Source organism: Marivita sp. (assembly GCF_020055675.1).
Lineage (GTDB): Bacteria > Pseudomonadota > Alphaproteobacteria > Rhodobacterales > Rhodobacteraceae > Marivita.
In genome coordinates, this window is the sequence record NZ_JAIPUS010000021.1 from 19,175 (window position 1) to 32,203 (window position 13,029).

Annotated in this window: 15 protein-coding genes; 5 read left to right on the plus strand and 10 right to left on the minus strand. The window is 62.7% G+C overall.

The window, feature by feature from the left end; translation table 11 throughout:
* Positions 1-21: 21 nt before the first annotated feature.
* From LCF59_RS13010 to LCF59_RS13035, 6 genes are read right to left on the minus strand one after another with little or no spacing between them, the layout of a single operon-like run.
* On the minus strand, positions 22-696 hold the full coding sequence (locus LCF59_RS13010) for a glutathione S-transferase family protein (protein ID WP_292288041.1): 675 nt from the start codon (positions 694-696) through the stop codon (positions 22-24).
* A complete protein-coding gene (locus LCF59_RS13015) occupies positions 693-1,253 on the minus strand; it encodes a biotin/lipoyl-containing protein (protein ID WP_292288042.1) in 561 nt (186 codons plus the stop codon). The genes LCF59_RS13010 and LCF59_RS13015 overlap by 4 nt, the downstream gene beginning before the upstream one ends.
* Positions 1,222-1,377, minus strand: a complete 156-nt coding sequence (locus LCF59_RS13020) for a hypothetical protein (RefSeq protein ID WP_292288043.1) — start codon at positions 1,375-1,377, stop codon at positions 1,222-1,224. Before LCF59_RS13020 ends, LCF59_RS13015 begins: the two co-directional genes overlap by 32 nt.
* A gap of 1 nt (position 1,378) precedes the next feature.
* A complete protein-coding gene (locus LCF59_RS13025; RefSeq protein WP_292288044.1) occupies positions 1,379-1,867 on the minus strand; it encodes a lysozyme inhibitor LprI family protein in 489 nt (162 codons plus the stop codon).
* On the minus strand, positions 1,864-2,268 hold the full coding sequence (locus LCF59_RS13030) for a hypothetical protein (protein WP_292288045.1): 405 nt from the start codon (positions 2,266-2,268) through the stop codon (positions 1,864-1,866). Before LCF59_RS13030 ends, LCF59_RS13025 begins: the two co-directional genes overlap by 4 nt.
* Positions 2,265-2,564 carry a hypothetical protein gene (locus LCF59_RS13035; RefSeq protein ID WP_292288046.1) on the minus strand — a complete coding sequence of 100 codons (300 nt, stop codon included), beginning with the start codon at positions 2,562-2,564 and terminating at the stop codon, positions 2,265-2,267. Before LCF59_RS13035 ends, LCF59_RS13030 begins: the two co-directional genes overlap by 4 nt.
* A gap of 344 nt (positions 2,565-2,908) precedes the next feature.
* On the opposite strand from LCF59_RS13035, the gene LCF59_RS13040 reads away from it, so the two are divergent.
* On the plus strand, positions 2,909-3,379 hold the full coding sequence (locus LCF59_RS13040; RefSeq protein WP_292288047.1) for a pyridoxamine 5'-phosphate oxidase family protein: 471 nt from the start codon (positions 2,909-2,911) through the stop codon (positions 3,377-3,379).
* Between the two features lie 58 nt (positions 3,380-3,437).
* On the opposite strand, the gene LCF59_RS13045 is transcribed toward LCF59_RS13040, so the two are convergent.
* Positions 3,438-4,139 carry an HAD-IA family hydrolase gene (locus LCF59_RS13045; RefSeq protein ID WP_292288048.1) on the minus strand — a complete coding sequence of 234 codons (702 nt, stop codon included), beginning with the start codon at positions 4,137-4,139 and terminating at the stop codon, positions 3,438-3,440.
* 106 nt (positions 4,140-4,245) lie between these two features.
* Here LCF59_RS13045 and glmU point away from each other — a divergent pair, with 106 nt between their 5' ends.
* Positions 4,246-5,595 carry a bifunctional UDP-N-acetylglucosamine diphosphorylase/glucosamine-1-phosphate N-acetyltransferase GlmU gene (gene glmU / locus LCF59_RS13050; protein ID WP_292288049.1) on the plus strand — a complete coding sequence of 450 codons (1,350 nt, stop codon included), beginning with the start codon at positions 4,246-4,248 and terminating at the stop codon, positions 5,593-5,595.
* A 4-nt stretch (positions 5,596-5,599) separates the two neighbouring features.
* Complete coding sequence (gene glmS / locus LCF59_RS13055) at positions 5,600-7,417, plus strand: glutamine--fructose-6-phosphate transaminase (isomerizing) (RefSeq protein ID WP_292288050.1); 1,818 nt, start codon at positions 5,600-5,602, stop codon at positions 7,415-7,417.
* Between the two features lie 10 nt (positions 7,418-7,427).
* On the opposite strand, the gene LCF59_RS13060 is transcribed toward glmS, so the two are convergent.
* Complete coding sequence (locus LCF59_RS13060) at positions 7,428-7,916, minus strand: hypothetical protein (protein WP_292288051.1); 489 nt, start codon at positions 7,914-7,916, stop codon at positions 7,428-7,430.
* 80 nt (positions 7,917-7,996) lie between these two features.
* On the opposite strand from LCF59_RS13060, the gene moaA reads away from it, so the two are divergent.
* Positions 7,997-9,001, plus strand: coding sequence for a GTP 3',8-cyclase MoaA (moaA, locus tag LCF59_RS13065; RefSeq protein ID WP_292288052.1), 1,005 nt, complete (start codon positions 7,997-7,999; stop codon positions 8,999-9,001).
* A gap of 277 nt (positions 9,002-9,278) precedes the next feature.
* Here moaA and LCF59_RS13070 read toward each other — a convergent pair whose 3' ends face one another.
* The gene (locus LCF59_RS13070) at positions 9,279-10,361 is read right to left on the minus strand and encodes an anhydro-N-acetylmuramic acid kinase (protein ID WP_292288053.1); all 1,083 of its coding nucleotides are present in this window, start codon (positions 10,359-10,361) and stop codon (positions 9,279-9,281) included.
* A gap of 66 nt (positions 10,362-10,427) precedes the next feature.
* Between LCF59_RS13070 and tyrS the strand changes: the two genes are divergently transcribed.
* The gene (tyrS, locus tag LCF59_RS13075; protein ID WP_292288054.1) at positions 10,428-11,681 is read left to right on the plus strand and encodes a tyrosine--tRNA ligase; all 1,254 of its coding nucleotides are present in this window, start codon (positions 10,428-10,430) and stop codon (positions 11,679-11,681) included.
* A gap of 252 nt (positions 11,682-11,933) precedes the next feature.
* Here tyrS and LCF59_RS13080 read toward each other — a convergent pair whose 3' ends face one another.
* Complete coding sequence (locus LCF59_RS13080; RefSeq protein ID WP_292288055.1) at positions 11,934-12,902, minus strand: DUF3179 domain-containing protein; 969 nt, start codon at positions 12,900-12,902, stop codon at positions 11,934-11,936.
* Between the last annotated feature and the right edge of the window lie 127 nt (positions 12,903-13,029).

Sequence of the window (13,029 nt, forward strand, 5' to 3'; positions counted from 1 at the left end):
TTGAAAACATGCAAATCGCGTTCAGTCATCGGTCTCCCACGCGGGGTAAAACTCCTGCGCATACAACCGCGCGCCTGCCGCATCGGGCAGGGATTTTCGGAACGCGTCTCGATCCGTGATCCGGTCGTACCAGTCGGACACCGCGGGATGATCGTCCAACGTCCTGAAATGCCGCGCCATGTACACCGCCTGCCCGACAGACACATCGGCGGCCGAAAAGCCGCTGGTCAAAAGATAGTCGCGGTTTTCCACCGGTGTCGACAGCCGCGCCTCCAGGGCGTCGTAACATTTGCCAAGACGCGCCGCCTCCAGCTTCATCACCACGGGGGATCGCATCGAATCCTCGTACAGCATGACATGCTGTTGCGTCAGCGCAGCGACATGCTGGCTGATGGTCTCGGCAAAATGCACCCAGACCAGCCACGCCATGCGGTCGGGATCCGACGGGCCGCGCCCCATGTTGGCCCCGGGAAACCGCTCGCACAGGTATTCGGTGATTGCTCCTGTCTCGAACATCCGCTCGCCGTCGATCTCGAGCGCGGGAACGCGCCCCGCCGGTGACAATGTCAGGTATTCAGAGGCGCGCAGGCTGCGATCGAAGGCGTGCAGGACCACCTCGAAGGTAACCTCGAGCTCGTACAGCAACCACAGCGTCCGCATCGACCGGGTCTGCGGGCAATGATGCAAACGGATCATGTCGCGGTCTCCTCTTCCAACCGGATCAGAACGGCGCCGGCTTCGACCTGGGTGCCCGCCGCCGCCATGACCTTGGCAATCACCCCGTCACGCGCCGCAAGCGGGGAATGTTCCATCTTCATCGCGTCCAGCACCGCCAGCCTGTCCCCCTCGGACACCTTGTCTCCTGCAGCAACCTGCACCGACCGGGGCATGCCCGGCATCGGGGCCTCGTTCCGGTCGCTGGTCGCACGGGCAAACGCGCCGCGCTCCAATGGATCGACACGACACAACCAGCACAGCGCTGGAGCGAACAGGGTCAGCGAAACGCCGTCCGACTGACACGCCCGTGCCGCTTGCCCCTCATAGCGCCAGCCACGTGCCCCGTGCCGCGCCTGCACAATATCGTCGCCGACGCTCAGATCAACCTCCCCCGGCGCGGTCACGGAGAGGCGCACAACATGTTCGGACGCATCAGAGCGCAGGCAGACCTGCTGTCCAACAGGGTGCCACAAGGCAAACCCGTCCAGCGTTCCGGGCGCACGGTCAAGCCCGCTCAGCACCATCGCCGCCTGCACGAGATCCGCCGCCCGCGATCGCCAGGTCGGCGGCGTCCTCGACCACGCGGAGCGCGTCCAGATGCGCGGCTCGGTCGGTCTTGAACGGCTCGGACGCCGTGACGACCTGTGACTCGAGTTTCATCTCATTCTCCGCGCATGTCGCGCAGAGAAATGGCGCGTTGGGCCGTCATCGTCAGGTGGCAATTCGCGGCAACGATGGTGCGAATCGTGCCGTTCTGCCACATCGCGTAGCGCGCCCCGCAATCGGCATCGCGAAAGGCAATCCAGGCCCGTTGTGCATCACGCAAGGCATCCGACCTGTCCATCACCTGCGACAGCCCGTCTGTGTCAGCGGACTCGTTGACCTTCTGGGTCGCCTGGTATTCCTCGTTCAGGATGGTGTCCCATTCGGCGGTTTCGGCCGCTATGCACTCCGCGATCCCGATGGTCGTCGACCCGCCGGGCAGGTCCTGACACTGGCCCGAGGCTTGCCCAAGACAGGCGGGGAAAAAAGCGCCGGTCTCGGTGGTCGCGAAACAGTCCCGCACGATCTGCGGATCAATCGTCAAACCCTGCGCCTCACTGACCTGGGGTGCGCAGAGCATGGCGGCAATCATCAAAACCCGTTTCACGCCTGTCCCTCCTGACACGCCCGACGCTTCAACTCCTTGCCGGCAACCATCATCGGCAGGGCTTCGAGAAACTTTATTTCACTTGTATAAGAATGACTTACAGGCCGATACTTCACCCATGCCTTAAGATTTATTACCGATGCGTCAACGCCCTGATCCAGCGCCACACAGGCCGGCACACTCTTGGTGCGCAGGGCATCGGGTTCGCCAACCACCCCGCAGGTCGCCACGCCGGGATGGGTCAGCAGGCACTCCTCGATCAAGGCAAGCCGACCCCGATCCATCGCTGCCCCACCATCACAGATCTGATGCGCCGCGTTGAGCATTGCAGGCAGATCCCAGTCGCCCGCCTTGCAAAGCCTATCGCAGGGCGCGGGTGTGTACATCGGGTGCTGGATCATATGGACGGCTTCTCTGGTGGTGTGCCGGTCGACATCAGGCGGCCAAGGCGGTTCACGTGATACTGGATGTTTCCGCAACGCACGGTGATCCAAGCCCCCTCGATCTGCCCGGCCAGCCCGACGCAATCGCCAAGGCTGGCCTCCGGGCCGCCATCCTGCTGCACGTATCGTTGGGAAAACGCAGTGATCACGTCCGTCTCCGATATCGTCGCCGCGATCCAGCCGGTCCGGAACGCCAGCAAGGCCCCGACAAGCGTGGCAATGCCCAAGGGTACAAACCAGCCCCAGCGCGGCATCAGGGGATCGTCTTTCCAAATGTCATCACGCCGATCTTCTTTGCATTTTTCACTCCGCGCAACACATCCCGGAAAAGGCAGGACACCGGCGCGCCCGACAGGAACCCGGCCCCATCGCCTGTTCGCTGGCATCAAGACAACAGGCCGCCCGATCTTGCCGTGTCACGTCTTCCCCAGGATCGAACTGCAGGGTCGCGTTGAACATTCGCTGCTCCCCAAAGCGGGATTATTGAACATACGTTCAATCCTGGAAGGTTTCCCCTCGACAGGTCAAGCGCAAGGAACGGACAGGCTCTGGCGGCGTTGAGGCCCGGAAAGCGAACAAAGTGGAAATGGAGACGACGATGACAACGCCAATGGTCGAGAAATTCTGGGACAACATGATCAATATTCACGTGGTTCTGCTTGGGACGGAGGGGAACAAACCCGTGCCGATGGCACCCTTGGCCCGCAAGGAAGATAGCGCGATCTGGTTCATCACCGCAGCCGAGCACGACACGTTCCAGGCCGCGAAAAAGGGCAGGCTTGGCACGATCTATCTATGCGACCCGGCTGGCAAGATGTACGGCACCGTTGATGGGGCGCTGTCCGCGTCCGGCGACAGCTCCAAACTGGATGAATTATGGACATCGACGGCGGCTGCATGGTTTGAACAGGGGCGCGAAGACCCTTCGGTGCGCCTGATGCGCTTCAAACCGACCGAGGCCGAGATCTGGACCACGGATGGCGCGGCCAAGTACCTGTTCGAAACGATCAAGGCAAATATGACGGAAGACACGCCCGACACAGGTGAGTACGGCATCATCCGCTTTTGACGCCATGCTAGACTGCGTTGAATGCGTAGGAGGCCCGGCGGGGTTATGGCGCCGGCCTTTACCGCCCGCCCATCGCGGAGCCGACAGGCCGTGTTCCTTCCCCCAACAACCGCGTGGCGACCGCTGGCAACTCGTTGTAATGATGGATGATCGCGTCGGGGTCGAGCGCGGCCATATCGTCACCCGAGGGTCCGAAACCGACCAGCACACAGGCCACACCAGCCGCGCGGGCGGTGTCGCGGTCGGTCTGGGTATCGCCGATCAAGCAGCTTTGTGGCACGAGGCCCCCGGCCCGTTCCACGGCCGCGATGTAGGGGGCGGCATCCGGCTTGCGGGTCGGCAGGGTGTCAGCCCCGATCAACGATCCGAACGCGTCTCGCACACCAAGCCGCGTCATCAAGGTTTCGGCAAGCCCTTGCGGTTTGTTGGTGCACAGGCCGACCACCATGCCGTTTGATTTCAGGACCTCGATCGCATCCATCACGCCGGGGTAAAGCACGGTATGCGTGTCCAGAGCCTCGCCATAGGCGCCCAGAAGCTCTGTATACCATTGGTCTACGATGTCAGCGGAATACCGTCCACACCGTTCCAGCCCCAGGGTGAGCATCGCCCGTCCGCCGCGCAACGCGGTGCCGGCATCGGTCGCTCTGTCGAGCCGTGCCTCCACACCCATACGTTCAAAGCAGTGATTGGCCGCCGCGATGAGATCGCCGCTGGTGTCGGCCAAGGTGCCGTCAAGGTCGAATATCACGGTCCGCATGGCGCGTCTCCTTGTCACAACTCGCAATCTAGTGTGAAATCTGGTGCCTTGCGGCACTGCGCCAGACGGATAAAAGGGTGAAAGGCAAAACACAAAGAGAAACTGTATGAGCATCGCCTTGGTGATCCTTGCGGCAGGCAAAGGCACCCGAATGGACTCGGACCTTCCAAAAGTCCTCCACAGCATCGGTGGCGCGCCGCTGCTGCACCACGCAATGCATTCGGCCGCGTCCCTGGAGCCGGACCGGACCGTCATTGTCACCGGCCACGAGGCAGCCCGGGTCGCGGCGGCTGCACAGGCGTTCGACGCGGACGCTGTGGCTGTCCGGCAAGACGAGCAGTTGGGCACCGGTCACGCCGTGGCGCAGGCACGCGATGCGTTGGAGGGGTTCGACGGGGACGTGGTTGTTCTTTACGGTGACACGCCCTTCATCACGCCCGAAACGCTCCGGGCCATGATCGCGGCGCGCGCCGCGCACGACGTTGTCGTTCTGGGGTTCGAGTCGGTTGACCCGGGTCGTTATGGCCGCCTGATCATGGAGGGCGCCGCGCTGTCCCGCATCGTCGAATTCAAGGATGCAACAGATGAAGATCGCGCGGCAACGCTTTGCAATTCAGGAGTGATCTGCGCCCGTGCAGACACGGTTTTCAGCCTTGTCGATGCGATCGGAAACGACAACGCGTCGGGCGAATATTACCTGACCGACATTGTCGGCATCGCCAATGCCCGCGGCCTGACCGCGAGCGTCGTCACCTGTGACGAGGCTGAAACGCTCGGCATCAATTCACGCGTCGAACTTGCCAGGGCCGAGGCCGCGTTCCAGACCCGAAAGCGATTGGAACTGATGACGGACGGCGTGCAGATGCAGGCCCCCGACACGGTGTTCCTGTCCTTTGACACCACCATCGGTCGTGACGCTCAAATCGAACCGAACGTGGTCTTCGCCCCCGGCGTCACGGTCGAATCCGGCGCGCGGATCCGGGCATTCAGCCATCTTGAAGGGGCCCACGTCAGCCGCGGCGCGACAGTCGGGCCGTTTGCCCGCCTGCGCCCCGGCGCAGAGCTGGCCGAGGAGGTGCATGTCGGCAACTTCGTCGAGATCAAGAACGCCACGATTGACGAGGGTGCCAAGGTCAACCACCTGACATATGTCGGCGATGCCCAGATCGGTGCCCGCAGCAATATCGGCGCGGGAACGATCACCTGCAATTATGACGGCATGATGAAGCACCGAACGACGATCGGGCCGGACAGCTTTGTCGGATCGAACACGATGCTTGTCGCCCCTGTCACGGTCGGCGCCGAAGCAATGACCGCCACTGGCACGGTTGTCACCAAGGATGTGCCGGATGGCGCCATGGCAATCGGACGGGCGAAGCAAACCAACAAGGACGGTTTTGCACGCAAGTTTTTTTCCATGCTGCGCGCCAGAAAAGATCAGAAATCAAAGGGATAAGGTCATGTGCGGAATTGTCGGTGTCCTGGGTCAGCACGAAGCCGCCCCTTTCCTTGTCGACGCGCTGCGGCGGCTGGAATATCGCGGCTATGACAGCGCCGGTATCGCGACCGTCAATGACGGCAAGCTGGAGCGCCGCCGCGCGGTCGGCAAGCTGGTCAACCTGTCCGACCTGCTGGTGCACGATCCCCTCGCCGGCAAATCCGGCATCGGTCACACCCGCTGGGCCACGCATGGCGCGCCCAACACAACCAACGCGCATCCGCATCGATCCGGCCCCGTCGCGGTCGTTCACAATGGAATAATCGAGAATTTCAAGGAATTGCGCGCGGAACTGGCCGAACACCAGATCGTGGCGCAGACCGACACGGACACCGAGACCATCGCGCTTCTGGCTCATCACTACTTGCAGCAGGACCTGTCGCATGTCGACGCCGCCCGCGCCTGTCTGGCACGGCTGGAAGGCGCTTTCGCGCTGGCGTTCCTATTCGAAGGCCAGGACGATCTGATCGTCGCCGCCCGCAAAGGCAGCCCGCTGGCCATCGGTCATGGCGACGGCGAGATGTTTGTCGGTTCGGATGCGATCGCGCTGGCGCCGCTGACCGACACGATCACCTATCTCGAGGAAGGCGACTGCGCGATCATCACGCGCCGGACGTTCGAGATCCTTGACGAGACCGGACAGCGCGTCGCGCGCCAGAGCCGCAAGATCAACACCGCCGCCACGCGGGTCGACAAGGCCGGACACAAGCATTTCATGGCCAAGGAAATCGCCGAGCAGCCGACGGTTCTGGCCGACGCCCTGCGCGCCTATCTCGATGGCAACGGGATCAATCTGCCCGACACGCTCCCCGATTTCACGCAGGTACAGCGCATGACCATGGTGGCCTGCGGCACAGCCTACTATGCCTGCCTGACCGCCAAATACTGGTTCGAACAGATTGCGCGATTGCCGGTGGAGGTCGATATCGCCTCGGAGTTCCGCTACCGGGAACCGCCCATTTCACCCGCGACCACCGCCCTGTTCGTCTCTCAATCGGGCGAAACAGCCGACACGCTCGCCGCGCTGCGCTATTGCAAAGGCAGGGCTGACAGCATCCTGTCCGTTATCAATGTCGGCGAAAGTTCGATTGCGCGGGAAAGCGATGTTGCGCTGCCGATCCATGCCGGGATCGAAATCGGCGTTGCCTCGACCAAGGCGTTCACGTGCCAGTTGAACACCTTGCTCCTGCTGGCCCTGCACGCGGCGTCGCAGCGTGGACTGCTGAGCGCTGACGTCCTCGCCGAGAAGCTGACGCAGCTGCGCGCGTTGCCCGGTCTCTTCAACATCACCCTGGATCGCGACCCGGCCATCGCAGACGCCGCCCGCCAGATCGCCGAGGCGCGAGACGTGCTCTTCCTGGGCCGAGGCATGATGTACCCCCTCGCGCTTGAAGGCGCACTGAAACTGAAAGAAATTAGCTATATACACGCCGAAGGTTACGCGTCGGGCGAACTCAAGCACGGCCCCATCGCCCTGATCGACAAAGCCGTGCCGGTCATCGTTTTGGCCCCGCGCGATGCGCTGTTCGAAAAGACGGTGTCGAACATGCAAGAGGTCATGGCGCGCGGCGGGAAGGTCTGCCTCGTGACCGATTCCGCCGGGGCCGAAGCCGCCGGATCGGATGTCTGGCGCACGATCGTTCTACCCCAGGTCCCTGCCACGCTGGCGCCCCTGCTCTACGCGCTGCCGGCACAGCTTTTGGCCTATCACGCGGCGGTGGCCAAGGGGACGGACGTCGACCAGCCCCGCAACCTCGCCAAATCCGTCACGGTGGAATGACAGCCCGGAGTCACCCTTCGACAAACACCTGAACCTCGGTCAACCCGGTCAGGGGCAAACCCAGCAATCGCATCGCCGCCAGTGACAATCGGCTGCCCGACCGATCTACCGGAAGCAGCTCGACCTGGGCCGACCTGCCGGTGTCCGGAAAAACAACCCGGCCCGGTCCCGCCGTGGACACCTGGGGTGTTTCGATCCAGAAGCCCGGCCGCGCCGGATCCCCCAGTGACACGATTGTCGTCCCAAGCGCGCGTGCGGCAGCGGCCTCGTCACCGCCGGCGGCCGCGGCCTCTTTCTCGGCGGCCGTGCTGGTGTCGAACGCTTCAGCCGTGCGCGCGGTGGCCGGCGGTCGGCGGTCGCTGGTCGTCAAGGCCGCGGGCCGCGATTGCGGACGCGTCGTCCCTTCGCTGCCGGCCGGCGCCGATTGCGGCGATGCAATCATGTCACCACAGCCGGACAGCGCCACGCAGGCCCCCAGGATTGCCAATCTTTTTAACATGACGACCTCCGACGTTTGTCCAGCACCGCACCACGGACCTATACTTGCTCAACCCGAGGCAAAAGACTAGGTTCACTGGTATGAAACCGCTTATTGACCCGTTCGCCCGCGCGATCACCTATCTGCGCGTCTCCGTAACCGACCGTTGCGATTTTCGCTGCGTGTATTGCATGTCGGAAAACATGACATTCCTGCCCAAGAAAGAGCTCCTGACCTTGGAAGAGCTCGACCGCATGTGCTCCACTTTCGTGGAAATGGGTGTCGAAAAGCTGCGCATCACCGGTGGCGAGCCCCTGGTGCGCCGGGACATCATGACGTTCTTTCGGTCGATGACACGGCACCTCGACAGCGGCGCTCTCAACGAGCTGACACTCACCACCAACGGATCGCAACTCGAACGCTTTGCAGATGATCTTCATGCAGCAGGTGTTCGCCGGGTGAACGTCTCTCTCGACACGCTGGACGAGAAAAAATTCGCCGACATCACGCGCTGGGGCCGCCTCCCACAGGTCATCCGGGGAATTGACGCGGCACAAAAAGCCGGTCTGCGGGTCAAGATCAACGCGGTTGCGCTCAAGGGCTTCAACGAGGATGAGCTGTTCACGCTGACCGAATGGTGCAGCGACCGCGACATGGACCTCACCTTCATCGAGGTGATGCCGATGGGCGATATCGGCAACGAGGACCGCCTGGGCCAATACTGGAAATTGAGCGAGCTGCGCGACGAATTGCGCAAGGCATACACCCTGACCGACCTGCCGGACCGCACCGGTGGCCCCGCCCGCTATGTGCGGATCGAGGAAACCGGCCAGAAGATCGGATTCATCACGCCGCTCACCCATAATTTCTGCGAAAGCTGCAACCGGGTTCGCCTGACCTGCACCGGGGAGCTGTTCATGTGCCTGGGCCAGGAGGACAACGCCGACCTGCGATCGGCGCTGCGCAATCACCCGAACGACAACGCCGCCCTGCAGGCGGCGATCCGGGATGCGATCACGCGCAAACCCAAAGGGCATGATTTTGACTATTCGCGCCAAACAGTGGATGGCCGCGTCTCGCGCCACATGAGCCATACAGGCGGCTGACCCTTTCGCAAGCGAGGGGCCAGCCCCTCGCGCTCCCCGGGATATTTGGAAAACAAAGACCGCGTCAGGTAACCCCCTGCGATATCGCAGGGGGCTTCTTCGTTTACGGCCATCGGCGTCCCCGCCTGTACCGCGTCGTGACACTAACGACGACGGGTTAACAAAACCCTGCTTCTTTGTTTCAAAAATATCCCGGGGCTTGGGGCAGAGCCCCAAGCGGCTTGCGGGGTCGAAGACCAAGCAAGCTCACCCGGCGCGCCGCAGGCGCTCCTCTGGGTCACACCCGCGATATCCGCCCACCGCCGACAGACGCCCGCACGCCCGTGGTCCCCGGAGCTGAAGTCGGCAAACCGCGCATCACCCGTACTGCGAGATAGGCAAAGGCCTGCGCCTCCAGCATATCACCGTCCAGCCCGACGGCCTCCACAGGGTCAACCGGGCACTCGAGCGCACTGTCGAGCATCGCCATCAGAACCGGATTGCGCCGCCCGCCGCCGGTCACCAGAAGACGATTCGGCGGCGCGGGGCAATGCTCCATTCCCTGCATCACGGCCGCCGCTGCCATCGCGGTCATCGTCGCGGCTGCATCGGCGTCTTCCAGTTCACGCACAAGATCGAGCATGAGGGAGAAATCATTGCGGTCCAATGACTTTGGCGGCATCTTGCGGAAATAGCGGTCTTCCAGGAAAAGCTCCAGCGCACCGTCAACCACCTGCCCGCGCGCCGCCAGCGTGCCATCCTTGTCGAACGGCATCCCACGACGCGCCTTCACGAGATCGTTGATCGGCGCGTTTGCGGGTCCGGTATCGAACGCAAGCAAGGCGCCCGGTGTCTCCGGCGCCCGGGTCGACGGGTCGACCCAGGTAAGATTGCCCACGCCGCCAAGATTCAGAAAGGCCACCGGGGCCTCGACCCCGATCCACTTGGCACAGGCCCAGTGAAAGAAGGGCGCCAGCGGCGCTCCTTCGCCGCCCATATCCACATCCGTCGATCGGAAATCCCAGACAATCGTGCGGCCCAATGCCCTGGCCAGCACGTCTCCGTCTCCGAGTTGATGCGTGCCACGCCCCTTTGGCTCATGGGCAAGCGTTTGCCCGTGGAAACCGACCACGTCACAGTCGAATGCGCCCAGGGCGTCTGCATGCGCCGCGTGCACAATCTGCCTTGCCGCCGCAAGGTCATCGCCCGGCCATTTGCCCAACGCCGCATGCAGCACTGCCTGCTCTTCCTGCGAAAAGCCACGATACCCGGACGCGCCGAATTCGAAAATCGCAACGCCATCGGTGAGCAGAGACGCCGCATCGACCCCATCCAAAGACGTGCCCGACATCGCACCCAAGGCCCATATCGGATCTGCCAACTTGCCCTTCACCTTTTTCCCCGCTCTGCGTATAGCTGCCCCACCAATCTATAACGAGGCAACCCCATGACCTACCATCCCAAATCGGACTTCATGCGCGTCATGATGGAGCGTGGCTTTCTGGCCGATTGCACCGATTACCAGGGCCTTGACGCGGCGCTGATGAACGGGGTGGTTCCGGGCTATATCGGTTTTGACGCCACGGCAAAATCGCTGCACGTGGGCAGCCTGATCCAGATCATGATGCTGCGCTGGCTGCAAAAGACCGGGCACAGGCCGATCACCCTGATGGGCGGCGGCACCACCAAGGTGGGCGATCCCAGCTTTCGCGCGGAAGAACGCCCGCTACTGACGCCGGGAAAGATCGACGACAATATCGATGGCATCAGGCAGGTCTTCGCCAAGTACATCGCTTACGATGATAGCCCGACAGGCGCGCTGATGCTGAACAACGCCGAATGGCTGGACGGGTTGAATTACCTCGACTTCCTGCGCGACATCGGGCGACATTTCAGCGTCAACCGCATGCTGTCTTTTGAATCGGTGAGGTCCAGGCTCGACCGTGAACAATCGCTGTCCTTCCTCGAATTCAACTACATGATTCTCCAGGCCTACGACTTCCTCGAACTGAACCGGCGCTACGGCTGCCTGGTGCAATTCGGCGGTTCGGACCAATGGGGCAATATCGTCAATGGCATCGACCTGACCCGCCGCGTGCTGGATCACGAGATTTACGGCCTGACTTCGCCGCTGCTCACCACCAGCGATGGCGGCAAGATGGGCAAATCCGCCAGCGGCGCGATTTGGCTCAATTCGGATATGCTCAGCCCCTACGAATTCTGGCAGTTCTGGCGCAACACCACGGACGCCGATGTCGGCCGGTTCCTCAAACTTTATACCGAATTGCCGGTCGAGGACTGCGACCGCCTTGGCGCGCTGGCCGGATCCGAGATCAACGAGGCAAAGATCGTGCTGGCCAATGAGGTCACGGCCCTGTGCCATGGCGCAGACGCGGCGGCAGCGGCAGAGGCCACGGCCCGCGAAGTCTTCGAAAAGGGCGGCGTCGGCGACGACCTTCCCACCGTGGCCTTGACGAGGGATGAGATCGGCAATGGCATTTCTATCGTGCAACTGATCGTCAAGGCGGGGCTGGCAAAGTCCGGCAAAGAGGCCAAGCGCCTGATCGCCGAAAGCGGTGCAAGGATCGACGACGCGCCGCTGACCGATCCCGGAATGACGATTGATGCCTCCGCCCTGTCCAGCCCGATCAAGCTCAGCGCCGGGAAAAAGCGTCACGCGCTCGTGAAATTGGACTTGTAGGAAACGACAGGCCCCGCCCCGGGCCTGCGCAGCGGCTGCGGGTCTGATTGCCAGTAAAATCACCCGACCCATGACCCGGCTGGCGCATGGTCCGAACAGGCTGTCCAATCCGCTGCCGCAATGCAAAGCGTCTGCGGTCGCTGGCTGCTGACGGGGCCGGACAGCCAGGAGCGATATGAACCGCGCACAGGGAACGCTCCTCCGTCACGGTCCGGGCGGCACATGGATCCGAACCCTGCACGGCCTGCCGCGTCAGTTGCCCAACATCCAGGTCCCGTCCGGCCAGAACGCGTGATAGGCAAAAGCAAACATCAGGTCATGCGGCAGATCCCGCCCGCGCCCGTCGCGCACCCGGATGGACCCGATATCGCGGCCCTCGCCGATCTTGGCCGTATCGAGGGCCGATGCCTGCCCGGCCGTCCAGGTAATGACCACGCCGGCCTCCCGCAGTTCACCCGCCTTGCGCAACCGCTCCATCGGCCAGGCGCGCTCTCCAACGCGGATCACCCGCGCAAGCGCATCCACCCCATGCGGCGGCATCTCTCCGGAATAGAGGAACGGCGTGGTCGAACTGTCATACCCGCGATAGGGATTGCGGCCGTAATCGCGGGCATACCCCGGCTCCGCCATCACCAACCCGTCGGGATGACGCGTTTTGAACTCCGACCAGCTTTCCATCCAACTCGGCAGCAACGGTAACTCGGTCCCGTTCAGATCGCCGACGATCGCCTCGCCGATCGCCTGTTGCCACCAGCTCTCCGTCTCGTGATCATACATGATCATGTCCGAATGGCGCAGCTTGCCCGAGACGCCAAAGGTCAATGTCCGTCCCGCCGCTCGCCGATCGAAGGTCAGCGCAGAATTGCACAGCGGGCAGAAGGTCACCGCAACCGGCACACCGTCAATGGTGTCATTCACGATCTCATGCCATGTCAGGTACCGGATCGGATAGGCCCGCGCCGTCGCGCCGCCCATCTCCAGCGTGATCACCGGTTCCGACGCCGCGATTCCGGTCTTGCCCGAGGCGCGCACGAAATCCGGATCACTCAGGGCCGGGATGCCATCCTTGGGTGGCCCGCCCGACCGGATCTCGGACCAGTTTTGCACACTCGAGTCCCGGAAATTCGTGTCCGGCCATTCATTGCGCCAGAGCTCCGGATTGGCCAGCGCGGCGGAGGCGAAAAGCATGTAGAATAGGATCGGCAATGAGTACAGGCGCATCGGAAACCTCCATGGTTGGTTTCAGCCTGCACCACCCCTGGCCACCTGCACAGCCCCCATACGCGATTGTGAGCCGCCATATCCGCTTCTTCTCTTTGCAAATATGCAAATTCAACGTTGCAAAGAT

Excerpts from the sequence above, each read along its gene's own strand:
- moaA (WP_292288052.1), top strand. The coding sequence starts at position 7,997 with ATGAAACCGCTTATTGACCCGTTCGCCCGCGCGATCACCTATCTGCGC.
- LCF59_RS13020 (WP_292288043.1), bottom strand. The coding sequence starts at position 1,377 with ATGAAACTCGAGTCACAGGTCGTCACGGCGTCCGAGCCGTTCAAGACC.
- LCF59_RS13035 (WP_292288046.1), bottom strand. The coding sequence starts at position 2,564 with ATGCCGCGCTGGGGCTGGTTTGTACCCTTGGGCATTGCCACGCTTGTC.
- LCF59_RS13045 (WP_292288048.1), bottom strand. The coding sequence starts at position 4,139 with ATGCGGACCGTGATATTCGACCTTGACGGCACCTTGGCCGACACCAGC.
- LCF59_RS13080 (WP_292288055.1), bottom strand. The coding sequence starts at position 12,902 with ATGCGCCTGTACTCATTGCCGATCCTATTCTACATGCTTTTCGCCTCC.
- LCF59_RS13010 (WP_292288041.1), bottom strand. The coding sequence starts at position 696 with ATGATCCGTTTGCATCATTGCCCGCAGACCCGGTCGATGCGGACGCTG.
- LCF59_RS13060 (WP_292288051.1), bottom strand. The coding sequence starts at position 7,916 with ATGTTAAAAAGATTGGCAATCCTGGGGGCCTGCGTGGCGCTGTCCGGC.
- glmS (WP_292288050.1), top strand. The coding sequence starts at position 5,600 with ATGTGCGGAATTGTCGGTGTCCTGGGTCAGCACGAAGCCGCCCCTTTC.
- glmU (WP_292288049.1), top strand. The coding sequence starts at position 4,246 with ATGAGCATCGCCTTGGTGATCCTTGCGGCAGGCAAAGGCACCCGAATG.
- LCF59_RS13040 (WP_292288047.1), top strand. The coding sequence starts at position 2,909 with ATGACAACGCCAATGGTCGAGAAATTCTGGGACAACATGATCAATATT.
- tyrS (WP_292288054.1), top strand. The coding sequence starts at position 10,428 with ATGACCTACCATCCCAAATCGGACTTCATGCGCGTCATGATGGAGCGT.
- LCF59_RS13030 (WP_292288045.1), bottom strand. The coding sequence starts at position 2,268 with ATGATCCAGCACCCGATGTACACACCCGCGCCCTGCGATAGGCTTTGC.